Here is a 23,051-nt window from a genome sequence, read left to right as displayed (position 1 = left end):
TGTGATAACGCCCGCGTGCGTCGCTTTGTCCCCTCCTCGGCGCTGGGATAAATTGCCCCTCGAAATTCGGATCGCCGGCACAGGGCGATCGGCGGGTGACGCGGCACACCCATATGAAGACAGTTCGAGGAGCAAAACGTGTCCAGCACAACAATCATCACACAAGAGACTTTGGACAAGTTGAAGAAATGCAGCCAGGGCACGCTGACGACGCAACTGTTCAAACGCGGCTATCGCCAGCAGTTTCTCGTCGGTCTGTCACCATTGAGCAAGACCACCGGCCGTTTCGCCGGCGAGGCTTTCACCCTGCGCTTCATCCCCTCGCGCGAAGACAAGGACTGGGATCTCGGCGACCTCAAGTCGCGCGGCGAAGATAATGTTCAATGGGAAGCGGTCGAGGCGATCGAAGCCAGTCAGGTTCTGGTGATCGACAGCCGCAACGACCCGCGCGCGGCCTCTGCGGGCAACATGCTGATGACCCGCATGATGCGCAAAGGCGTCGCAGCCGCGATTACCGACGGCGCCTTTCGCGATGGCGCCGAAATTTCCGAGATGGCCTTTCCGGCCTATTGCCGCGCCAACACCGCCACGACCCGTCCGGCCTATCACCGCGCGATCGCGATGCAGGAACCGGTGGGCTGCGCCGAGGTGGCGGTCTATCCAGGCGATATCATTGTCGGCGATGCCGATGGCGTGACCGTCATCCCCCGTCCGATCGCCGCCGAGGTGGCCGAGGATTCCCATGAGCAGGAACGGCGCGAAAAATTCCTGTTCACCAAAATCGACGCCGGCGCCTCTCTCTTCGGCACCTACCCCGCAGGACCCGAGACGCTGACTGAATACCAAAAATGGCTGGCAGCGGGGAACGATCTGTGAGTACGCCGTCAAAACGCGCCGAGGCGCTGATCCGGCACTATTTCGATATGTGCAACATGGCCGACCGGCAGGGTCTGATCGACTGCTTCACCCCCGATGCGGTGCACTACTTTCCGCCCGGCCTGCCCGGCTCACCCTGGCGCGGCGCCGAGGCCATCGCCGATGGCTGGGTCTGTTGCGTAGAGACGATGGGATCGAAATGGACCGTCGAGAAAGTGCTCGCGGGCGCCGACGGGCGCGAAGCGGTGATTGAATGGACCCACTGGAAAACCGCCGTCAACGAAACGCTACGCGGTGACGAATGGTATATTTTCAACACGGATATCACCAGGATCCAGGAAATCCGCGCCTATTACGCAAGCCCCGTCGATAAATCGCAACCGGTCAACAAACTCCATGACTTCGATTATCGGGCGCGCGGCTTCCAGATGACGCCGCCAAAGATTGCCGGACGTGACCCATGAGACAGTTCGCATTGATCTGCCGCGACGCTCCCGGTGCGCTGGAACGCCGACTGGCGGCGCGCGCCGAGCACATGGCCGGGCTGAAGGTTGAAAAGGCCGCCAACACCATCATCGACGGCGGCGCGATCATGGATGCCGAGGGCAACATGATCGGTTCCGTCGTGCTCTGCCAGTTCAAGGATCGCGCCGCGCTCGACGCCTATCTTGCGCGTGAGGTCTACGCCCGCCAGGGCATATGGGGCGAGATCGAGATTCTCGACATGCGCTTTGTCGACTGGGTAAAGCTGATGACCAAATCGAAAAGGTCTCAATGATATTGAGACCTCAGACTGCTGACAAACCCCTGGCGATTGCCGGGGGTTTGTGATTCAGTGGGACATGTTGAAGAAACCCGCTCCCGAACAGACAGCTCTCGAGATGGTGACGCTCGATGAGCTGGTGCCGAAGGATCACCTGCTTCGTAAGATCGACGCGGTGATCGACTTTTCGTTTATCCATGATCGCGTTGCCGGGCTTTATTGCCCGGATAACGGCCGCCCTCCGCTCGATCCGACATTGATGTTCAAGGCGCTGTTCGTCGGCTATCTGTTCGGCATCCGCTCCGAGCGCCAACTGGTGCGCGAAATCGAAGTCAATGTCGCCTATCGCTGGTTTCTCAAGCTGAAGCTGACGGACACGGTGTTCGATGCCTCGACGCTGTCGCAGAACCGCCGCCGCCGCTTCAGCGATACCTCTGTGGCGCAGGATATCTTCGATGCCATCGTGGAACAGGCGATCGGCCACGGGCTGGTCGACGGCACGGTGCTCTATACGGATTCGACGCATCTGAAGGCCAATGCCAACAAGGGCAAATACGATCTGGCGCTGCTGCAGAAATCGCGCGCCGATTACTGGGCTGATCTCGACCGGGCGATTGCGGCCGACCGGCAGGCTCATGGGCAGAAGCCGCTGAAGGAGAAGGAGCGTGCGCCTCGGGAGAAGGAAACCAAGGTATCGCGCACCGACCCGGATGCCGGTTATATGGTGCGCGACGGCAAGCCGAAGGGCTTCTTCTATCTCGATCATCGCACGGTGGATGGCAGGCTCGCCAAGACGGACCGGATCGATGCTGAACTCCTGGCCCGGTTCGGCATGCTGCTTGAGCCGCGCATGCTTCAGGAAAATTCCGATATTCTCAATGATCTGAAGGAATTGCATGTTGCGCGGCTTGCCCTCGTCAAAGACAGGACGGCCGCCAAAAACCGGCAGAAGAATATAACCCAGCGTCTGCTCAGGAAACAGAACGAGGCTCGGCTCAAGCAGATCGAAGACCAACTGGAAGCCGTTGACGGGGCGATCAGGGCGCTGATCGCATCCCAGACGCCGCCGCCATAAAGACCAAGGGTGAAATCCTGGCTTGTGGCCGAAGAAGCCGGCGAGTCATTCTTGTAGCTTGTCGCCCCGTAGCCGGCCACAGCGCCGAAGCGCATTGTGTCGAAGGCCGGAATGTCGGCGCCCACGAACAGGCCTCCGACAGATCCCTTCAGTTCACCGAGGTTGTCGCCCTTCGTGCGGCTCCAGTCCCCATAGCCCGTGACCCATAGATCGATGCCGGAATTGTCTTCCATAAGGCTCGCGAATTATTGGGAACACTTCAAATATGAGGGATACTTTCAGGAAAGGGAAAAAGGCGGTTGCTTTCATATCACGCGTTCGATAATCGTAATGATATTACATTACCAATCTGCCAACCCGAATGAGGATCTCTATGGCCGAGGCTTGCCTGACCTTTCCCGATCTGACGCTTGGATATGACCGGCCTCCGGCCGTGCATGACCTGACCGGCGTTGTCGGCGATAGAGAGCGAAAACCCGAAATGCGCCCTTCGGACGCGTTGTCTTCAGTCGATGACGCCGCCCCGCGCGATATCGAAATGAGGCGACACAACGTCAAAACACTCGCCGCCGCCGTCAACAACGGCTGACAACAATAAACAGGGCGAGGCTGAACCTTGCCCCTCAACGTTACGTTATACCATCAAGGAGAGACAGATATGAAACGATGGATCCTGGGCGCTTCCACGCTCGCGATTGCGCTCGGCGCGCCGGCGGCGTTTGCCGAAAACCATGAGGAAAGCGTCACCCTCTACCGCGTTTTCGTCGGCGACCATGCGGGTGCGAAGGTCACCGCCTTCGACCTCAGCGAACCCGACCATCGCTGGTCCTTTGACACCGCCGGTCAGACCAAGCTCTACGCAGTCAATGACGGCGCGGCCATCGTCGCCGTGCAATCGGACAGCGATGCGGTGCATTTCATCGACAGCGGCATCTCGCTGCATTCCCATGGCGATCACGCCGACATCGCTATCGAAGAGCCCACCGCCATCGAGGGCAGCCTCACCGGCCCGCGCCCGTTCCACATCATCGATCATGACGGCAAGGTGGTCATCAATTTCGACAAGGGTGGCTATGCCGCAATTGTCGATGCCCATGAACTTTCCCATGGCGAGATTGCAACCAGCGAATTGAAACAGGACCGCGCCCATCACGGCTTTGCCGCCCCCGTCGGCCAGTACTGGGTCACGACGGTCGCCACCGATACGCCAGTCGACGGCACCCGCATCGGCCTGCGCGCCGTGAGCGAAGACGGCGAGCCGACCGGCGATGTCGCGACCTGCACCGGCATTCACGGCGAAGCCTTCTCCGGCGCCTATCTCGCGGCCGGTTGCCAGGAAGGTGTGCTGACCGTGACACCGGGCGAAGACGGCCCCGTCTTCGAGATGCTGACTTACCCCGACGACCTGCCGGAAGGCGAGACTACGGGCACCCTGCTCGGCGCGAAAAGCATGCAGGTGTTTCTCGGCAATTACGGCAAGGATGGCCTCGTCGTCATCGACCCGGCGGATGAGCCGCATTTCAGCTATATCGACCTGCCCTTCCGCCGCGTCGACTTCGCGCTCGATCCGGCGAATGCCCGCTACGGCTATGTGCTGACCGAGGACGGCAGCCTGCACCAGATCGACATTCTGGCCGCCAGCCTCACGACAAGCGCCAAGGTCACCGGGCCCTATTCGATGGACGGTCACTGGAACGACCCGCGTCCGCGCATCGCCATGGCCGGCGATGAAATCGTGATGAGCGATCCGAATGCAGGCCTCGTCCGCCGCATCGCCAAGGAGGACCTGACGGAAGTCGGCACCATCGACGTTGGCGGCATGCCCTACAATATCGCCGTTGCCGGCGGCAGCGGAATGGTGCATGAAGGCGAGCACGACGCTCACGATCATGGCGACCCGCAGATCTACAAGGGCTATTTCGAGGACAGCCAGATCGCCGATCGTCCGCTTTCCGACTGGGAAGGCGACTGGCAGTCGGTCTATCCCTATCTTCAGGACGGAACGCTCGATCCGGTAATGGCGCACAAGGCCGAGACCGGCAGCATGACCGCCGAAGAATACAAGGCCTATTACGACACCGGCTACAAGACCGATGTCGAGCGCATCACCATCGAAGGCGACGTGGTCACCTTCTATCGGGATGGCAAGGCCGTTGAAGGCCACTACGAAAGCGACGGCTACGAAATCCTGACCTATGCCAAGGGCAACCGCGGCGTTCGCTTCATCTTCGAAAAGGCCGGCGGCGACGAAGCCGCGCCGCAGTTCATCCAGTTCTCCGACCACCGGATCGCACCGGCGGACGCCGATCACTATCACCTCTACTGGGGCGACGACCGTGCGGCCCTCTTGGAAGAACTGACCAACTGGCCGACCTACTACCCCTCATCGCTCGACAGCGACCAGATCGTTGACGAAATGCTTGCGCACTGAGCCTTGCACGAAAGGTGGATACAGACGTCCGGCCTTCCAGGGCCGGACGCACCGGTTTGCCGACGCGTTGGGCGCTGATGTTCCTGCCTACGGGCTAATGGGTCCGAACCGTCAGTGGATCATCGTCCGGATACTGGAGAGGAAACGTCGGGTTCTCTCGTCCTCCGGCGCATCGAAAAACTGATCCGGAGCGGCGGTTTCGACAATTTCGCCGGCTTCCATATAGACGACGCGGTCAGCGACCTGGCGGGCGAAGCCCATTTCGTGGGTGACGACCACCATGGTCATGCCGTCAACGGCGAGTTCCACCATCACGTCGAGGACTTCCCTGATCATTTCCGGATCGAGCGCCGAGGTCGGTTCGTCAAAGAGCATGATCCGCGGCCGCATGCAGAGCGCCCGCGCGATCGCAACGCGTTGCTTTTGCCCGCCGGAAAGCTGGCCGGGAAATTTGGGCGCCTGATCGAGAATCCGCACGCGCTTCAGGAAGGTTTTCGCCGCCGCCTCCGCTTCCGCGCGCGGCGTGCGCCGCGAGAGAATCTGCGGCAGAACGCAGTTTTCGAGCACTGTCAGATGCGGAAACAGGTTGAAGTGCTGGAACACCATGCCGGCATCGCGGCGGACCGCATCGAGATTGCGCAGATCGTCGCCAAGCTCGACGCCGTTGACGACGATCCGGCCCGCCTGGTGCTCCTCGAGGCGGTTGATGCAGCGGATCAGCGTCGACTTGCCAGAGCCCGACGGCCCGCACACCACCACCTTCTCACCGGCCGCAACCGTCAGCGAAACGCCCTTGAGCACATGAAAATCGCCATAGAATTTGTCGATGTTATCGATTTCGATCGCAGGTTTCATCCGTGTGTCCTTGCGGCTACGCCCCGTTCGAGATGGCGCGAATAGATTGAGATGGAAAAGCAGATGATGAAGTAGATCGCCGCGACGAACAGATAGGCCTCGGTGGAAGGCGCAGGCCATGCCGGGTCGGTGCTGGCGCTGCGCGCCGCGCTCAGCATGTCGAACACGCCGACGATCAGCACCAGCGAGGTGTTCTTGATCATCACGATGGCGGTGTTGGTGAGCGGCGGGATCACGTTCTGGATCGCCTGCGGCAACACGATGTGCCAGATCATCTTCCAGTAGGGAATGCCGAGCGCTTCGGCGGCCTCGATCTGCCCGTCGTCAAGCCCCTGCAGGCCGCCGCGAATGACTTCCGCCAGATAGGCGGCGGCGAAGATCGTCAACGCCGCGAGCGTGCGGCCGAGCTTGTCGACCGTCCATTCCGGCGGCAGGAGCAGCGGTAGCAGGATGGCCGCCACGAACAACAGGCCGACCAGCGGAAGACCGCGCACAAGCTCGATCACGAAAATGCTGATCGCGCGCGCCACGGGCAGTTTTCCCCGCCGCCCCAGCGCAAGCAGCACGGCCAGCGGAAAGGCAAGCCCGAGCGAAAGAACCGCCAGAAGCAGCGTCACCGGCAGGCCGCCCCATTTCGACGTCGGCACGTAGTCGAGCCCCAGCACGCCGCCGCCCATCAGCACCAGCATGGCGGCAATGGCGAGAGCCCAGACCAGCAATAGCCGCGCATTCCATAATTTCGGCGACAGCGAAACGAGCACCATGGCGAGGATCATCACGATCACGATGGTGGCCCGCCATTGCGCCTGCGGCGGATAGAGGCCGAACAGGATCAGCCGCGCCTTGGCGCCGATAAAGGTCCAGCACGCCCCGCCCCCCTGGCAGGCGGCCGGGCCGCCCACCCAGTGCGCGTCCAGTACGGCCCAGTTGAAGGCCGGGACGAGGCCGAGGATGATCAGGACGGCCAGAACCGTGAGGAATGCCGACAGCAGATCACCGAACAACAGCTTCAGCAGCGGCTTGCGGTTGGCCTTCGGCGGTTTCTGCGGCGCATCGGCAGCGGTGCTAAAGGTAATATCTGTCATCAGCGCACCACCAGCGCAACGCGCGCATTGTACCAGTTCATGAAAGCGGAAACGGAGAGCGAAATACTGAGGAAGACCGCCAGCATGATCAGGATGCTTTCGATCGCCTGGCCGGTCTGGTTGATCACCGTGTTGACCACGAGGCCGAGTTCGGGATAGCCAACCGCCACGGCAAGCGTCGTGTTCTTGACGGTTGAGAGATATTGCGAGGTCATGGGCGGCACGATGATCCTGAGCGCCTGTGGCAAGATGATGCGGAACATGATGTGACGTTCGCCGAGCCCCAGGGCGCGCGCGCCTTCCCACTGGCCCTTTTCCACGGCGTCGATGCCGCCGCGGATGATCTCGCCGATGAAGGCGGAGGTATAGATCGTCAGGCCAGTGATGATCGCGGCGAATTCGGGCGAGAGCACCATGCCGCCCCGGAAATTGAGCCCTTTCAGGGCCGGCGCCTCAAGGCCGATCGGATGGCCGAACCGTCCCGAAAGCCAGATTACGGCTGCCGCCCAGATGCAGACAGAAAGGCCGACGCTCGCGGCTTTTGCCGGCAGACGCTTTCCGGCGGAAAGCTTGAAGCCGGCGGCGATTGCAATGACCATCAGGATTGCCGCAACGATCAGCAGCATGCTGGCGCCCGGTCCGAGCGTCAGGGCCGGAGCATAGACGCCGCGAATGGAGAGAAACACGCCGGGCAGCGGATTGAGCGCTTCGCGCGGAACCGGAAAGAGTGACGTGGCGATCGCATACCAGAAGAGAAGCTGGACGATCAGCGGAACGTTGCGCAGCACCGTGACATAAACGCCTGCAAAACGCGACAGCAGCGGGTGGGCCGAGCGGCGCGACAGCCCGACCGCCAGACCGAGCACGGTTGCAAACAGGATCGACAGGAACGACAGCCACAGCGTATTGGCGAGGCCGACGACATAGGCCCAGAGGAAGCTGTCCGATGCATCATAGCGGACGATGCTTTCGGAGATCGGAAAGCGCGCCGGCCGCCAGAGATAGTCGAACCCGGTGCGGATGCCGCGTTCCGTCAGGTTTTCATGCGTATTGCCCGCAAGCCACCAGACGAACAGGACCAGACCGCCCAGAAGGGCGATCTGCATGGCCCACGAACGGGCCCGTTGGGAGTACCAGAGCGACAGCATGACCGGCTTTACTGAAAAGCCAGCGGGAACATCAGCCCGCCGTCGTTGAACAGTGCATTGTGGCCACGCTCCAGCTTCAGCGGGCTGTCCATGCCGACATTGCGATCATAGACCTCGGCGTAATTCCCGACGGATTTCACGATCCGATAGGCGAAATCGTCGCTGAGGCCGAGGGCCGCGCCATTGCCCGGATCCGTGCCCAGAAAGCGGCGGATGCGCGGATCGTCACTGTCGAGATAGTCGTCGATATTCTCGCTGGAAAGCCCGAATGCCTCGGCTGCGATCATCGCCTGGATCGACCATGTCACGATATCGAGCCACTGATCATCGCCATGGCGGACGGCGGGCGTCAGCGCGTCCATGTAGGGCGTTGCCGGGAAGATGACGTAGTCGTCCGGATTGTCCGCCATCGTCGCGCGGACGGAGGCGAGCGCCCCGGCATCCAACCCGCGCAGCACCAGTTGCACAGCATCCGGCGAAACGCCGAAGCCCAGCATGCGCATGGTGTCGCGCAAGGCCTTGCGCAGATCCAGATCGTTGACGCTGACCGAGCCCATCAGCAGGTCGGAGTGACCGCCCGGATATTTGGTCAGCGCCTGCATCGAGAAGTCGACGCCATGGTCGAGCGGCTTGAACAGCAGCGGCGTTGCCCAGGTATTGTCGATGCCGGTCAGGATGCCGCGCCGTTTCGCGATCGCGGTGATGACCGGCACGTCCTCGATTTCCATGGTCGTGGAACCCGGCGATTCCATCCAGATCAGCCTTGTGTTGTCCCGCACATCGCCTTCGACACCGGCGCCAATACCCGGCTCGAACACGGACCATTCGATACCGCGCGGCTCCAGGAAATTACGGCAAAGGCCGATAACGGGCGGATAGGCGTTGTCGGCCACCAGAACATGGTCGCCGGGCTTCAGGCACGAGAGCAGCAAAACGGCAATCGCAGCCTGCCCCGAGGGCAGAATGACCGTCTTCAACCCGTTTTCCAGCGCCGATAACTGCGCCTCCAGCACGCGCTGGGTCGGCGTGCCGTGCAGGCCGTAGGAATAGCCGTCGAGGTCCCGCTGCGAGCGCGTCGCATAGGCTTCCGCATCCGGAAAGACGATGGTGGATGCCCGGTGGGTCGGAACGCCGAGAGCGGCATAGCCCTCTTCGCTGATATTCGGGTGATGAACGCTTCTTGTTGCGTCGCGCATGTGAACTCCTGAAATGTCGGAGCCATCATTGCCTTTTCAGTGAAGCAGGAATACTGATCAAAACACATAGTTCTATGCGGAAAGCTTATAGACATGAATTTTCGCCAGCTCGAAGCCTTCAACGCCGTCATGATCTCGGGTTCGACCGTACGGGCCGCCGAGCTGATGGGCGTCACCCAGCCGGCCGTGTCGCGTCTGATCGCCGAACTGGAAGCGGCGGTCCGGTTTTCGCTGTTCGATCGGGTGCGCGGTCGGCTGATCGCGACGCCCGAGGGAACCTTGTTCTTCCGGGAGGTCGAGGTCAGCTTCAAGGGGCTGGACCGGCTGCAGGCAACGGCGGCCAGCATCCGGGATTATGGCGCAGGCACGCTGAAGATCGCCTCGCTGGCGGCAGCCGGGGCCATTCTGGCGCCCGCCGCCATCCGCACCTTCCGGAAACAGAATCCGGGCGTCAGGATCACCTTCCACATCACCTGGTCGTCGGCGATCCGCAACGGCATCACAGATGGGCAGTATGATCTGGGGCTCGCAGCTGACGAAATCGACCGCTCGGGCATCGACAGCCAGTTATTCGGCAGCTTCCAGGGCCTCGTCGCCATGCCGAAATCCCATCCGCTGACCCTTCACAAGTCGATCACCCCCGATCTGATCGCGGAATGGCCGCTGATCGGCCTCAGCCCCGAGGACCGGGCGCGGCAGCGTTTCGACGAGACGATGAGGAAAGCCGGGCACGAGCCAAAATATGTGATCGAGACCCCGAACGCCGCCACGATCTGCGCACTGGCGCAGGAGGGCGACGCCGTGGGTCTGGTGAACCCGCTGGTCATCGGCGAAGCAGAAAGCAGAACCGTCGCTCTGCGCCCCTTCACGCCCGACGTGATGTTCCGCGTCTACCTCCTCTTTCCCGCCGACATCCAGAAATCCACCCTCGTCCGCAGTTTCACGGCCGAACTTTTCCGACTGAGGAACAGGTTCGAGATACCAACGGTATAGGAAAGCGGAAAGCAGACTGCTGGGCGGCCGCTGTGCTCCAGCTACATGGCCCATTCTGACGGGCTGCTTCAAGGTCTTGAACATATTCGATCCGCGGATTCCGCCGCGAAGCGCTTTGCTTGGCTAACTTGTTGGGCACAAACGGCTATCATCGGGTTGTTGATTCATACTGACAATACAGCCAACATTCATAATGCCCTCCCTGGTCCATTATCCCGAGGACCAGACAAGAAAAAGCAGACCTGCATCGGCCCCCATTTTTCTAGCGCTCGCCCGCCGAAGCTGACCAGCTTCGGCAGCGGGGCCCACGTGGCAATCAAATTCAATCTCGAACCATCACAAAGCGGATGTCGTCCTTGGTGCTGCCGTAGACGCGGTCGCGGTAGGAATCGATCGGCAGGTCGAACGAGCCGATATTGGGCGTCGCGATGGCGGACAGGATGATCGTGCGGCCCTTGCGTTCCCAGCCATTGATGCGGCTGACGCCGTTGATGCTGCCGAGGCCCTCGACCTGGTTGCAGGCAAACGTGCTGACGCGGCCCTTATGCGCGTTGAAGGCGCTCGCCTTGAATTCGATCGAGCAGCTGCGTTTGGTCGGGCCGATGGCCGGGTACATTTTCCATTTCCCCACAACCGAATCCTTCATCTCCTTTTGCGCGGCCGCGGTCGTCTGGTAGCTGGGCGAAGTCGAGACCGATGGCATGGAGCCGTCCGATACCTCGCAGCCAGCCAGACCGGCGACGACCAGAAGACCTGCCCCGACCAGCAATGACGACGTGACGTGAGAATGAGCGCGTTTCATGAAACTATATCCCCTGTTTTGAGCTTGAACATGGTTCTCTAGAATTTGAGGCTGGCATTGGCGGAAAAGGTCTGGCTGGTGAGATTGTCCCGGAGCTCCGCCTCGTAGCTTGCGCCGAAGGTGAAACGGTCCGACGCGATGGCATTGACGGAAACGCGGCCGATAAAGGCGTTGCGCCCGATATCCGCGCCGGATGCATCAAAGCCGCTGCCGAAGATGGCGAGGTTCGAGGAGCGGTTCAGATCGCCGAAGTCATGGCGCCAGCCCGCGCTCAACACCGGCTCCAGCTTCAGCCCGCTGTCGAACGCAAAGCGATGCGAGGCGGACAGGGCCAAGGTGGTCTGCGTTTCGGAGAAGGTTTCATCCGGCAATGACAGCGCGAAAAGACTGCCCGTCTCGGTCATTGCGTCGCGGTGGAAGCCGCGATAGCCGAGCGTGGCGGATGGCGTCAGGGTCAGCGCCGCCATTTCGAAATCCTGAAAGGCACTGACTTCGGCAAAGCCGCCCATGCCGTGGCCCGAGGCGTTGGCCATAGCGGCATAATCGCCGAGCGTGGTCAGACGGCTCGTTGAAAGGTCGCCATAGGAAAGCCCGCCGCGCACGGCGACGGTCGGGCCACCGGTTTCAAACGTGGCATAGGCTGCGGCCTGGTAGGTGCCGATATTGCCGTCGCCGTTCGCATTCGCCGAGACGTCGGCATATTCATAGGAGCCCGCGACGCCGGCAATGGTCTGCCCGAAATGCCAGTCGATGCCGAACGCGCCATTATTGGCGTTGACGTCATAGCCGGAGATCGCGCCAGCGGACCCTACATCGGTGTGAGCGTGATTGCCGCTGACCCAGACCTCGCCGGCGCCATAGGGCGTCCCCGTCTCGGAGAGCCAACCGGAAGCAAGGCCCATCTGGCGCTCGCCGATCCGGTCGGCGAAGCGGCCGATGGCGCGCACGGCGCTGGTGCCCATCTCGGCATGGATCTGGCCCGTCAGCGACGGGAGCCCACCGGCAAGCGCGTCGATGTCGGCGGCATAAAGCGTGTTGAAACTGTCATTATAGGCGGGATCGGGGCGCAGGCCCGCCGCAGGCCGGCTTTTGTCGATCGCGGTGCCCAAAGCCCTTTCGTTTTGCGTGGCGGAGATGCCGAAGACGGAAAGATCGGCATAGCGCTCCGGCGTGGCGGCCAGCGAAAGCGCATCCGCCGCGTAGAGCACATCGAAGCGCGTACCCGGCGCAAGACCCGCATCCGGCTGGTCCAGGCCAGCGAAACCGCCCGTGACGCTGCCGTCTGCAACCTGAACAAAGGTGAAAAGTTCGCCGGGCATTGGCGTGAAGGCATTGGTGGCGGCGCCGGAAATGCCGCGCAACCGCGGTTGAAGGGTGCCGTTGGCGGCAAAGTCATTGCCCGCGCCGGTCACGAGAAGACGGTCGTAATTGCCGGCCCCGTTCTCTGTCCCCGTGCCATCGACATCGATTTCCATGGTTGCCGTCGGCTGAAGGCGCAGATTGCCGGCAATTGTCATCGTGCCGGGCGACTGGCCGGGCGCAAGCGTGCCCGCGACATCCACATCGGCTACAACGCGCCCGGTACCGCCAAGCGTGCCGTTTCTGCCGACATGCAGTTCCGGCGTCGTCAGCGAGCCATCAACCGCCAGCAATCCGCCTTCGACGCCCGCGCCCTGTCTGAAGGTTGCGGCGTTGAGGATGGAAAGCGTGCCGCCGCCCTGCTTCTCAAGGCTTCCGTCGCTCGTAAACGAGACGATCCAGGTCGTGTCGGAACCGTCCGCGCCGACCGTGTAAACGCCTTCGCCGGTCATGCCGACCGGTCCGACCGAAAGCGCGCGGTCAAGCCGCACCAGCCCCCAACCATAGACCGCGTCAATCCCCGCAGCGCCGAGATCCTCGGCGGTCATGAACAGGATTTCGACGATTTCCGCCGGGGTGAAGCTCGGATAGGCCTCGGTCAGGACGGCGACCGCGCCGGACACATTCGGCGCTGCCATCGAGGTGCCTGAGTAGGATTCATAGCCGCTGGGAACCAGATTTTCAGGGACGGTCGAATAAATACCGCTATCCGCTCCCGATGGCTGATCACCGCCCGGCGCGGCAATGCACCACTCTTTTGCGACGCCGCATCTGTTGGAATAGCTGGAGATCCGATTATAAGCATCGAGCGCGACGACGACGACGATTCGACCCCGGGCAATGCCATCCTGTTTTTCCGCAGCCGCCAGTGCTTCGGCGGACGTGAAGCTGAGGTCAAGCCCGGTGCCATGATCATCATAGACCAGACTGCCCGAGGAGTTCGTAGCCGCTTCATTTTTAGGCTGAATGAAGGGGAAAAGGCCACTGCTGAAAGGATTTTCCGCAAGAACTGGAGCCTCAAGGAATTCATTGCCCGCAGACATGACGATCACCTGACCGGCATCAAGGCTTTGCCTCATGGCTTCGGCGTCAGCCATGAACTGAGCTTGCTCCTCGACAGGTATATCCCAGGTTTTCTGATCCGGTTCGGCATTGGAGCCGAAGCTGCCATTGATCACCTTCACATCCGAAAACTGCGACAGATATTCAAACCCTACAGTATCGGGAACGCGTGAACCGGTGATGGGCTCGCAGGTTCCATTCAACAGGGATGGCCCGCAATACTGCAAATCATCGATATCGAAATCCTCGCCGTCGACGAAGACTTCGCCATCGCCTCCCGGTATCGCTCCAACGGAAAGAATGGTTGCCTGCGAGGCAACACCCTCCATGCCGAAACCGTTGCGACCTGCGCCAATGATCCCGGAGACATGGGTTCCGTGGCCATCGATATCATAGGGGTCGTCCGGCCCCTGTTCGAAAGCGGCCTCAAACTGTTCCTGGGTCAGGTGCTCGCCCTCGACACTGGTGTCAAACCAGTAGAGGTAGCTCTTTGAGCGAGGATCGACGCGCCCTTCGAATTCAGGGTGAACAGTCCCGTTGGGGCTGATGGCGATTCCTGTGTCAATCACGCCGACGACAACGCCCTTGCCGGTCAAACCTTTTTCAAGCGCTGCATCGGCATGCATGGCATCGAGCGAATAGTTGCGCTGATATTCACTGAGCGCCTCTTTCGGAATGCTGGGATTGCCCCCGGGATACGGCGTGTCGCGCGCAGCCGGGGCGGATGCCAAAAGTTGCGTTCGGGCGGATCGGGACACCGAAGCCTCGGGAAACAGGCCTGCGAGGTGACGACCGGATGCGGCTGCCCTGGCGATCGATGCGGCAAGATCGGGCCGAAGCCTCCGCGCCTCCGTCTCGATCAGATCTGCGCGTTCTGGAGTCAGCCGGGCATTTTCGACGATACTGGCAAGAAACGATTTGCGACCAAAGGCGGTTGCCTCCTGCAGCGCCGCCCTTACCGCTGCCGACGATCGATCAGCAATGGCCTCGCTCTCTTCGACTGGTCGCGTCGGACGATCGTTCGCAAATGTGCCGGTCGCCAGCAGGGTCGAGGCCAGCATCGCCGAGACGGCGATCGTTCCGAACCGGCCGGAGAGACGGGGGCGAGGAAAGGCAGGGGGTATGGGCATATGCACGTCCAATCATGACCGGTCACAAAACGCGTTTCGGCAGCCGCAGACGGCGCCGAACGGGTGGAAGAACCCGCCCGCCCCGTCCGCCTGCGCGAAACAGAACGGTCCGGTCATGTCACAACAATGTTTGCTCAGTATTTGAAACGGCGATTTTCTTGACTTTTCGCAAGTTTCCACCGTCTGCGTGATGGACGCCCCTGCCCCGCACAAGCGCTGCAGTTTATCGCCACCACGCCGGCTTAGGCCGGATCGGATACGCCGGATCTGATGCTCTCGCTGACGACATCTTCGCCAAAGGCGGCCGAAAACGCCGCTATCGGCGTGTTCATGATGTTTCGGCGATGCTCGCGTTTCTTGAAGCGGCGGCCGAAGACATTATAGAGCAGCTGAAGCATGTGCGCCGCGACTGCAAATGTCAGTTCGGCCCCCGCGACCGTCCGGCTCATATGACCTTCGTTCAGTTCGGGCGCGAGCAACAGACCCAGACGGGCATGCGCCAGCGGCGCTGTCATGCGCAGACGCTCGGCAAGCGCCTGCAACGCATCCAGCCTGTGTCCGGCGCGCAGCGCACCGGCCTTCAGCAGCATCAAATAGATGAAAAACTCCGTGCCCGGCTCGGCGAGTTCCAGCGCCTCGTCGTAGAGCTGGCACGCGGCGTCGATATCTCCCTCGATCGCCGCGATTTCTCCGCGCAGGGCCGCCGCGGTGGCAAAGGCAGAACCATGTCGGAGCGCCTGATCCACCAGACTTTCGGCGAGCGCTGTATGTTCGTTGTTGACGAACAGAAGCAGCTTGGCGACGGCCAGCCCCATTTCGGGCATGCCAGGCAGCTCACCCAGAACGGACAGGCTTGTCTCTTCGATCTCCTGCTCGATCGCCTGCCACTCCTGCTGGGACAACCATTGATCCGGTTCACTCATGCTCTGCAGCAGCCGGGCATAGAGATTGAGCGCCCACATCACGTTCAGCCGTTGATCATGCGGGCTTTCCGCCATGGCGCGCTCAAGCATGCGCGCATTATCCCGCCAGCTCACCTTGTCGGGATTGCCGCTGAGCGTCAGCGCCGCGTCGTGCTGGCGGATCCATGGCGGCAGGTCATCGGGCAGCCCGCCGCTTTGCGGCGGCAGGGCGAGATGCGACCAGATGGCCTGCATGATGTCCTCTATCCCGACCGCATTGCTGCCTGCGCGATGATCGACCCGTTTCATGCCGATAAACTGGTCGGCATGCCTTAGAAGCAGCGCGGCGTGAAGAACCTCGTCATGACGATGAAAAACCACCTCAATACTGAAATGCCGTGTTGCGACCCTGTCGGACTCCGCGACAATCACCGTCCTCTCGGAACCGAGGGCCGACTGAAACGCCTGATGGAGCTCGGCGAGATAGCGCCCCGCCTCCGCGCCGCCGCGCTTCAGGCCGCGGACGGGTCCGATGACCAGAAACGCATCCGGGTTTTCGGCAGTCACCGACGCGTGCGGCGCAATCCAGACATAACCCTCGCCATACTGCGTTCGGATGAAGCGGGGCGTGCGCGGCACGTCCTGAAGCTTCCGCCGGAGCTGGTTGATCAGGAAATCGACATGACGGTCGCTGATGGTCTCGCTTTGCCCGCCGAGAACAGAGAGCAGGTCATCGCGGCTGAGCAGCCGCTCGGCATTGGCCGTAAAATGTTGCAGCAGAATTCTTTCCTGCCGCGTGAATGTTAGTCGCGCACCATCCCCGTCGCGGACAGCCGTCAGAAAATCCTCTGAAAATTCAATATCAAGATACCGCATGCACCGACCCTATGGTCTGGTCGGCCCATGGTAAAGCACGCCTTGCGCGAGCCGCGAAACCTCTGATCGCAAACCGTGTTTCATTTCTCGTTTTCGATTGCAGGCGCGCCACGTCTAGGTTCAGGACTTATTGAGCCTGGCGCAGGATTATGAACTGCTCTTGTTCCGGCCCTGAAAATGGTGGCTGAAACGGTGAACGTCTCGAGCGTTTCAGGACCGAACAGAAGTATATTCGGTATTTTCAGTCGGCTTGCGCGAATTGGACTGCGGAAAGCGGAGCCGTGTCCGCCGTGCTGACCATCTTTCCGCCCGGATTGATCAAGGGTAGAAGAAGCTGCGTGCAGGATATTATCGGACGGGTTCTCCTTCAGAATTGCGAAGTTCGCCCATGAGCCTGTTTCTTTCCTCGCAGCATATGTCCCACAGATTGGTTGTTTCGAGCAAATCCGCATTCAGATCATATAGCCGCGCCGCCGCTGTGATATCGGCCTGGAATGAGCCGAACTGCATCTTTGATAAAGGCTGGTCGTTGCGGTAGCCGAGCACCAGCTTCCAGCGCCCATCGGTTACCGCGCGCCAAGCGCCCAGGCCGGCATGTGTAAACAGGCGGGGATAGGCTTCGCGCCCTTGGAGATAGCCGGACAGGTCCATGCCATCGGCGTCCGTAAGCGGCGCTGCCCCGGCGAGCGACAGCAGGGTCACTGGAATATCGATCAGCGATGCGGGCGCATCCTCTATCCCGCGCGCGGCAATGTCGGGGCCGTTCCAGACCAGCGGCACATTGAGGGAGGGTTCAAAGGGGACCTGCTTCTTCCATAGATTGCGGTCGCCCAGCATCTCGCCGTGATCCGACGCGAACACGATCACGGTGTTCTCCAGCATGTCGCGACGCGACAATTCGGCGATCATCCGGCCGAACCAGACATCGATGTTTTCCAGCATGGCGGCATAGCGGCGGCGGATCTCGTTTTGGAGTTCGCGATCTTCGGCGCGCCGGCCGTAGGGCTGCGGAAAGGTCACATCCCGCCAGTTTTCGATCATGTCCCCGGTCACATCCATCGGCTCGTGCGGGCCGGGGAAGTTGACCATCAAAAACCATGGCGCGTCCGCGTTCACCGCGCCGAGATAATCGAGCGCATCCTGGCCGACGACATTATCCGCGTAGAGTTCGGGCGGCAGCGGCGATGGTGCTGTATTGGCGTAGCAGGTTTCCGGCTCGGTAATGACGCCGGCTTCCCAGTCGGAGACCGGGAGCGGCGAATCTTCGGAGCGTTCTGCGAGGTCCTTCACATAGCTGTCGATCACGCCGGCGCGCGCCAACAGGTCGGTGTAGGGGTCGGAGCAACCCGCTTCCGCCGCCTCGGCGGAATCGTGCTTGCCGGCGATATCCTTGCCCGCCGGAATGCCGATTGCTGCAAGCTTGTCCACGCCGTTTACCCGGTGGCGGCCGTCCTTGCCCCAGCTCCTGTCGGGCTTGAAGAGATCGGTCTTTCCAAAGCTTGCGACCTCATAGCCGGCCTCGGAGAGCCTTTGGTAGAATGTATCGGCGTCGACCGGGTTGGTGCAGGTATTGTCGGGGGCCGGCGCTCGCCCGTAGGACCTTGCGGTGGCAAGGCAGGAGCGCGCGGGAACACAGAGCGGGCTTGGCGTCCAGGCCCGGCGAAATGCCGTGCCGCCCGCGATCAGCCGGTCGATCGTCGGGGTGCGCAGCGGCAGTTCGGGCGAGAGCGCCCCGAGCCAGTCGCCCCGCCACTGGTCGGGAAAGACGAAGAGTATGTTTGGCCGGGTCATGACGCACCGAGGCTGGCAAGCACCTTGTCGCTGTCGTGCTCGGGCAGATCGCCGATCTCGGCCATCTTGGCGTCGAGCTTGCCAAGCATCCGCCGGAAATTGTCGGCATGGGCCGGGTCGGCGGCAAGATTGTGCAGTTCATGAGGGTCCGCCTCGCAGTCGAACAGCTCCCATTCCGGTGCGGCCCCGCCCGCATGCGCGCCGGGCTGTCCCAGAGGATCATTGTACCAGTAGATCAGCTTGAAGCGCTGGTCACGAATGCCGTAATGGGCGTAGGCGTCGTGCACCTCATCGCGATGCATCCAGTAGCGATGATAGGCGATATTCTGCCAGTTTTCCGGCACCCGCCCTTCCAGAAGCGGCCGAAGGCTCGTGCCCTGCATGTAGCTCGGGACGGTAATCCCGGCATAATCGAGAAAGGTCGGAGCGAAGTCGACATTCATGGCGATGCCGTCCGTAGCCGTCCCCGCGGCGACGGCGCGCGGGTAACGCACCAGAAACGGCATCTGCAGCGATTCCTCATACATGAACCGCTTGTCGAACCAGCCGTGGTCGCCGAGAAAGAAGCCCTGGTCCGAGGTGTAGATAACGATCGTGTCGGCGGCGAGCCCCTCGACATCGAGCCGGTCGAGCAGTCGCCCGACATTGTCGTCGATGCCTGCAACCGAACGCAAATAGCGCTGCATGTAGCGCTGGTACTTGAACAGGTCGAGTTCGCGCTGGTCGGCAAAGGTAAACCGCTCGCCTGTGGCGCGGTCGATCAATGTCAGCCCCTCGAAGCCTTCCGGCACCTTGCGGATATCCTGATCCGGCCATACGCGGTCGCCGATCGCTTCGCCGCCTTCCGGCTGAACCAGGCCGAGGTCTTCATAGAAGAAATCCGCCCGCACCCGCATCTTAGCCGCCGAAGCCGCTGCGGCGCGTTCCGCATAATCGTCATCATAGGTCTCGGGCACCGGCAGATCGCCTGCATAGAGACGATCATAGCGCGGATGGGGGCCGAAGGGGCGGTGCGGCGCCTTGTGGTGACACATCAGGAAGAACGGCCGGTCGTGATCGCGCCGGTCGAGGAAGTCCAGGCAGAGATCGGTAATGATGTCTGAGACATAGCCTTTCTCGATCCGCTGTCCGTCGCGGTCAATGATCCTGGGGTCGAAATAATCGCCCTGCCCCGGCACCACCGCCCATTCATCGAAGCCTGAGGGCTGGTGCGCCGGCCCCTCTCCCAGATGCCATTTGCCGAAAATGGCGGTCTGATACCCGCCGCCGCCAAGGGTGCGGGCGACATTCGGCAGGCGGTTGTCGATGTGGGTGTCGAGCGTGGTCACGCAATTGACGTGGTTATAGGTGCCGGTCAGGATCGTGGCGCGGCTCGGCGTGCAGATCGAATTGGTGACATAGCAGCGGTCAAGCCGCATGCCGCCCTCGGCGATCCTGTCGATGTTCGGCGTATGCGCCACCCGCGACCCGTAGGCCGAGATTGCGTGCGCGGCGTGGTCATCCGACATGATGAACAGGATATTGGGCCGCTTCATCAGTCTTTTCTCCCGAATGAAGCCCGGAAGGCATGTCTCATGGGGTCTTCAACCCGCTCCTGCCAGGCCAGCAACGCGTCGATGAGGCCGGCGCGAATGTCGCCGAGCGCGGGATCCGAGGCGCGGTTCACGGTTTCGCCGGGATCTGTTTCGAGGTCGAAAAGCTGCTCGACCGCGCTCCCCCGGCTGGTGCGGCCCTCCGGTGCGGATGCCAGTTTGGGCGCGGCATTGGGGAGATAGCGGATCAGCTTCCAGCGGCGGTCGCGGACGGCGCGCTGGCTTTCGCAATGAACGGAGACGAAAGTTTCGCGTGAAGGCCCGCCGCCAAGCGGCAACAGGCTTGCGCCCTCCGTTGCGCCGGCAGCCTCAAGGCCGGCCTCAGCAAGGACCGTGACGGCGGTGTCGGCATGCCAGACCAGCGCATCGCTGCGCCCCGCCGGGTCGATGCCGGGGCCGGCGACGATCAGCGGGATGCGGGTCGAGTGCTCGTAGAGGTTCTGCTTGCCCATCAGCCCATGCTGACCGAGCGCGATGCCGTGATCGGCGGTGAAGATCACCAGCGTATCATCCGTCAGGCCGAGAGCATCGAGACGGTCGCAGATCCTGCCGACCGCCTCGTCGAGATGCTGCACCATGCCGAGATAATCCGCGACATGGCGGCGAACCGCGTCTGGCGTGCGCGGCGTGGCCTCGAGAAGCTCGTCGCGCACCAGCATTTCGCCATTATCGAAAGGGTGCGTCGGCATATAGTTCGCCGGCAGCGCAACGGTGGCGGGATCGACCCAATGGCGCGGCGGCGGCGTGCGCGGGTCGTGCGGCGCGGTGAAGGCCACATGCAGGAAGAAGGGCTGATCATCGGGCCTGTCGTCGAGGAAGTCCAGCGCCGCGTCGGCGAAGAGGTCGGTGGAAAGACCGTCCTCGGTGCGCGCGGCCTCCGGCGGATAGCGGCCTTCCAGATCGAAGGCATGCAGCGGCACATGGTCGTGATCGCTCATGCCGCCAAACATGATCCGCGACGCGCCGGCAAAGGACCTGGCGAAGCTCTCCCGGTCATTATGCCATTTGCCGATGTGATGCGTCAGATAGCCGGCATGCCGCAGGCGCTCGGGCACGGTTTCCATGCCCGCCGGAATGGCGAAGGCGCGACCGCCGAAATCCCGCCCCGCCGGGTCCTTGGACGAGGCGAAGATGTTTCGCCTCGTCATCAGGCTGGCCCGGCTCGGCGCGCAGACCGCCGGGTGCATGCCGCCCTGGCAATGCGCGCCGTCGAACGAGATGCCGCGCGCCGCCAGCCTGTCGATGTTCGGCGTCGCAACCGCGCTGCAGCCGGTTGCGCCGAGACTTTCCCAGCGCAAATCGTCAGCGACGATCAGGACGATGTTCGGCTGCCTGGTCATCGCCCTATGCGCGCCCGATGACTTCGAGCGGCTCGATGATATGCCGATTGACCATTCTCACGCCATCCTCGTGCGGGGTCGCCGCCCAGCGCGCCGCGTTCTTCAGCACGGTGTGGATATCGGGCATGTAATAGATCGGGAACGCCTCGTGGCCCGAGCCGAAATAGAAGATCCGACCGCGGCCGCGATGGTAGCAGCAGCCCGAGCGGAACACTTCCCCGCCCTCGAACCACGATACGAACACCAGATGGTCGGGTTGCGGGATATCGAAGGGCTCGCCGTACATTTCCGACTGCGGAACGAGGATCGAGGACGGTACGCCCTTGGCGATCGGGTGGGCCGGGTCGATGACCCAGATGCGCTCGCGCTCACCGCCCTCGTGCTCGCGCCAGGAAAGGTTGGCATTGGTGCCCATCAGCCGCTTGAAGATCTTCGAATGATGGCCGGAGTGCAGCACCACCAGGCCCATGCCGTCCAACACCCGCTGCTGGATGCGATCCACCAGCTCGTCGGGAACCAGCTTGTGGATGCAGTGGCCCCACCAGAACAGCACATCGGTATTGTCGAGGATATCGCCGCCGAGGCCGTGGTGCTCGTCATCGTAGAAGGTGACCGACCTGATCTCAAAATCGTCGCTGGCAATGCCGTCGGCAATCACATTGCCGATGCCGGTCGGATAGACCTCGCGGATATGCGGATGCTCGCGCTCGTGGTGGCCTTCGTTCCAGATGGTGATGCGGATTTTCGTCATTGTTCTATCTCCGGTCGTGTCGTGAGCGCCAGCGGAACGCTGCCCTCGGCGCTGGATTGCTTGATAAGGTCCCAGAGCTCGGCAAGGTGCAGGCTCTGTTCGGCGGTCGCGGGGTTGACGCCGCCGCGCGCCACGGCTGTGAAAACGTCCAGCACGGCGTCGTTCGGCTCGCCGCCGATCTCGCGGGTGATCGTGGTTCCCTGGCGCAGTTCGGCCCACTTGCCCCAGATATCGAGGCGCAGGATCGCCTTTTCGAAGAACAGCGAAAGCGTGCTCTCGCAGCCCGGCGTGGTGTTGCCGCAGAAGGTAAGCGTCACAGGAACCGCGCCATCGATCTCGGCCAGGATGCCGCCCACGAGTTCATACGGGCGTCCGAGCGAGTTGAGACGGCCGGCGACGTGACTGTAGCCGCGCCCGGTCACCTGCATCACCGCGTTGAAGAGATGCGATCCGGTATCGCAGATGAACCCGCCGCCCGAAAGCTCCGGCACCTGCTTCCAGTTGCCGGCATAGCGGCTTTCCCAATGCTCCCAGACCTCGCCGGTGACCGAAAGCAGAACGCCGAATTCACCGGCCTGGAACCGCTTGCGATAGCCGGCGATCAGCGGTGAGAGCGAGGACTGATAGGCAATGACGATCTGCTTGCCGGCGGCATCGCGGGCCGCCAGGATCTCGCGGGCTTCCTCCGCGTTGAGCGCCATCGGTTTTTCGAGCAGCACATGAAGCCCCGCCTTCAGGGATGCCTTGGCATAGAGCTGGTGAAAGGCATGAGGCGTCGAGACATAGACCGCATCCAGATTTCCCGCTTCGGCCGCAAGCAGCGCATCGGCATCGGGATAGACCTTCGGCGCGGCGCCGCCCGCCTGCGTCACGATCGCCGCATAGCGCTTTACCGAGGCAGCGCTGGTGTCCGTGATGGCGACGATTTCCGGCGGCACGGGGCCGGCCGTCCAGCTTCGTGCATAGCTTGCGGCCTTGAGGCCGCAGCCGATAATTCCAAGTCTAAGTGACAAGTTCGGTATTC

General features: G+C 62.1%; 19 protein-coding genes and 2 pseudogenes. 8 read left to right on the top strand and 13 right to left on the bottom strand.

The annotated features are described in order from the left end of the window. Positions 1-138 precede the first annotated feature (138 nt). The 5 genes and pseudogenes from V6767_RS03535 (at position 139) to V6767_RS03515 (ending at position 2,714) form a co-directional block, all read left to right on the top strand. Positions 139-876: an RraA family protein gene (locus V6767_RS03535; protein WP_448472167.1), complete on the top strand. Its 738-nt coding sequence runs from the start codon at positions 139-141 to the stop codon at positions 874-876. Next, complete coding sequence (locus tag V6767_RS03530) at positions 873-1,340, top strand: nuclear transport factor 2 family protein (RefSeq protein WP_448472166.1); 468 nt, start codon at positions 873-875, stop codon at positions 1,338-1,340. Before V6767_RS03535 ends, V6767_RS03530 begins: the two co-directional genes overlap by 4 nt. Further along, positions 1,337-1,654, top strand: a complete 318-nt coding sequence (locus V6767_RS03525; protein WP_448472165.1) for a YciI family protein — start codon at positions 1,337-1,339, stop codon at positions 1,652-1,654. Before V6767_RS03530 ends, V6767_RS03525 begins: the two co-directional genes overlap by 4 nt. 64 nt (positions 1,655-1,718) lie before the next feature. Next, positions 1,719-2,423 (top strand): annotated as a pseudogene (locus V6767_RS03520) (transposase); the annotation flags it as partial. Continuing rightward, positions 2,412-2,714 carry an IS110 family transposase gene (locus tag V6767_RS03515; RefSeq protein WP_448472371.1) on the top strand — a complete coding sequence of 101 codons (303 nt, stop codon included), beginning with the start codon at positions 2,412-2,414 and terminating at the stop codon, positions 2,712-2,714. The pseudogene V6767_RS03520 and the gene V6767_RS03515, both read left to right, overlap by 12 nt. Before the next feature lie 35 nt (positions 2,715-2,749). On the opposite strand, the pseudogene V6767_RS03510 reads toward V6767_RS03515, so the two are convergent. Next, a pseudogene (locus tag V6767_RS03510) lies at positions 2,750-2,947 on the bottom strand (autotransporter domain-containing protein); the annotation flags it as partial. Between the two features lie 140 nt (positions 2,948-3,087). Between V6767_RS03510 and V6767_RS03505 the strand changes: the two are divergent. Further along, positions 3,088-3,303: a hypothetical protein gene (locus V6767_RS03505; RefSeq protein ID WP_448472164.1), complete on the top strand. Its 216-nt coding sequence runs from the start codon at positions 3,088-3,090 to the stop codon at positions 3,301-3,303. A 1,230-nt stretch (positions 3,304-4,533) separates the two neighbouring features. After that, the gene (locus V6767_RS03500; RefSeq protein ID WP_448472370.1) at positions 4,534-5,145 is read left to right on the top strand and encodes a ZinT family metal-binding protein; all 612 of its coding nucleotides are present in this window, start codon (positions 4,534-4,536) and stop codon (positions 5,143-5,145) included. A 111-nt stretch (positions 5,146-5,256) separates the two neighbouring features. Here the strand turns inward: V6767_RS03500 and V6767_RS03495 are convergent, their stop codons facing one another. From V6767_RS03495 to V6767_RS03480, 4 genes are read right to left on the bottom strand one after another with little or no spacing between them, the layout of a single operon-like run. Beyond that, the gene (locus tag V6767_RS03495; protein ID WP_448472163.1) at positions 5,257-6,000 is read right to left on the bottom strand and encodes an amino acid ABC transporter ATP-binding protein; all 744 of its coding nucleotides are present in this window, start codon (positions 5,998-6,000) and stop codon (positions 5,257-5,259) included. Continuing rightward, positions 5,997-7,085, bottom strand: a complete 1,089-nt coding sequence (locus V6767_RS03490; protein ID WP_448472162.1) for an amino acid ABC transporter permease — start codon at positions 7,083-7,085, stop codon at positions 5,997-5,999. The genes V6767_RS03495 and V6767_RS03490 overlap by 4 nt, the downstream gene beginning before the upstream one ends. Further along, positions 7,085-8,233, bottom strand: a complete 1,149-nt coding sequence (locus V6767_RS03485) for an amino acid ABC transporter permease (RefSeq protein WP_448472161.1) — start codon at positions 8,231-8,233, stop codon at positions 7,085-7,087. The genes V6767_RS03490 and V6767_RS03485 overlap by 1 nt, the downstream gene beginning before the upstream one ends. A gap of 8 nt (positions 8,234-8,241) precedes the next feature. Beyond that, complete coding sequence (locus V6767_RS03480) at positions 8,242-9,429, bottom strand: PLP-dependent transferase (protein WP_448472160.1); 1,188 nt, start codon at positions 9,427-9,429, stop codon at positions 8,242-8,244. 93 nt (positions 9,430-9,522) lie between these two features. On the opposite strand from V6767_RS03480, the gene V6767_RS03475 reads away from it, so the two are divergent. Then, positions 9,523-10,422 carry a LysR substrate-binding domain-containing protein gene (locus tag V6767_RS03475; RefSeq protein WP_448472159.1) on the top strand — a complete coding sequence of 300 codons (900 nt, stop codon included), beginning with the start codon at positions 9,523-9,525 and terminating at the stop codon, positions 10,420-10,422. Positions 10,423-10,744: 322 nt separating this feature from the next. On the opposite strand, the gene V6767_RS03470 is transcribed toward V6767_RS03475, so the two are convergent. The 8 genes from V6767_RS03470 to V6767_RS03435 form a co-directional block, all read right to left on the bottom strand. Then, a complete protein-coding gene (locus tag V6767_RS03470; RefSeq protein ID WP_448472158.1) occupies positions 10,745-11,224 on the bottom strand; it encodes a hypothetical protein in 480 nt (159 codons plus the stop codon). 38 nt (positions 11,225-11,262) lie between these two features. After that, entirely contained in the window at positions 11,263-14,775 is a 3,513-nt protein-coding gene (locus V6767_RS03465; RefSeq protein WP_448472157.1) for a S8 family serine peptidase, read from the bottom strand. 242 nt (positions 14,776-15,017) lie between these two features. Further along, entirely contained in the window at positions 15,018-16,553 is a 1,536-nt protein-coding gene (locus V6767_RS03460) for a winged helix-turn-helix domain-containing protein (RefSeq protein WP_448472156.1), read from the bottom strand. A gap of 348 nt (positions 16,554-16,901) precedes the next feature. Beyond that, positions 16,902-18,344 carry a sulfatase family protein gene (locus tag V6767_RS03455; protein WP_448472155.1) on the bottom strand — a complete coding sequence of 481 codons (1,443 nt, stop codon included), beginning with the start codon at positions 18,342-18,344 and terminating at the stop codon, positions 16,902-16,904. Then, positions 18,341-19,879 carry a sulfatase family protein gene (locus V6767_RS03450; RefSeq protein WP_448472154.1) on the bottom strand — a complete coding sequence of 513 codons (1,539 nt, stop codon included), beginning with the start codon at positions 19,877-19,879 and terminating at the stop codon, positions 18,341-18,343. Before V6767_RS03450 ends, V6767_RS03455 begins: the two co-directional genes overlap by 4 nt. Further along, a complete protein-coding gene (locus V6767_RS03445) occupies positions 19,879-21,276 on the bottom strand; it encodes a sulfatase-like hydrolase/transferase (protein WP_448472153.1) in 1,398 nt (465 codons plus the stop codon). Before V6767_RS03445 ends, V6767_RS03450 begins: the two co-directional genes overlap by 1 nt. 4 nt (positions 21,277-21,280) lie before the next feature. Further along, positions 21,281-22,027 carry a ThuA domain-containing protein gene (locus V6767_RS03440; RefSeq protein ID WP_448472152.1) on the bottom strand — a complete coding sequence of 249 codons (747 nt, stop codon included), beginning with the start codon at positions 22,025-22,027 and terminating at the stop codon, positions 21,281-21,283. Next, entirely contained in the window at positions 22,024-23,040 is a 1,017-nt protein-coding gene (locus V6767_RS03435; RefSeq protein ID WP_448472151.1) for a Gfo/Idh/MocA family protein, read from the bottom strand. Before V6767_RS03435 ends, V6767_RS03440 begins: the two co-directional genes overlap by 4 nt. Positions 23,041-23,051 lie beyond the last annotated feature (11 nt).

This window comes from Martelella sp. FLE1502 (assembly GCF_053484255.1).
Note: the sequence above shows the minus strand (reverse complement) of the source record. Positions and strands in the feature narration are given on the sequence as shown.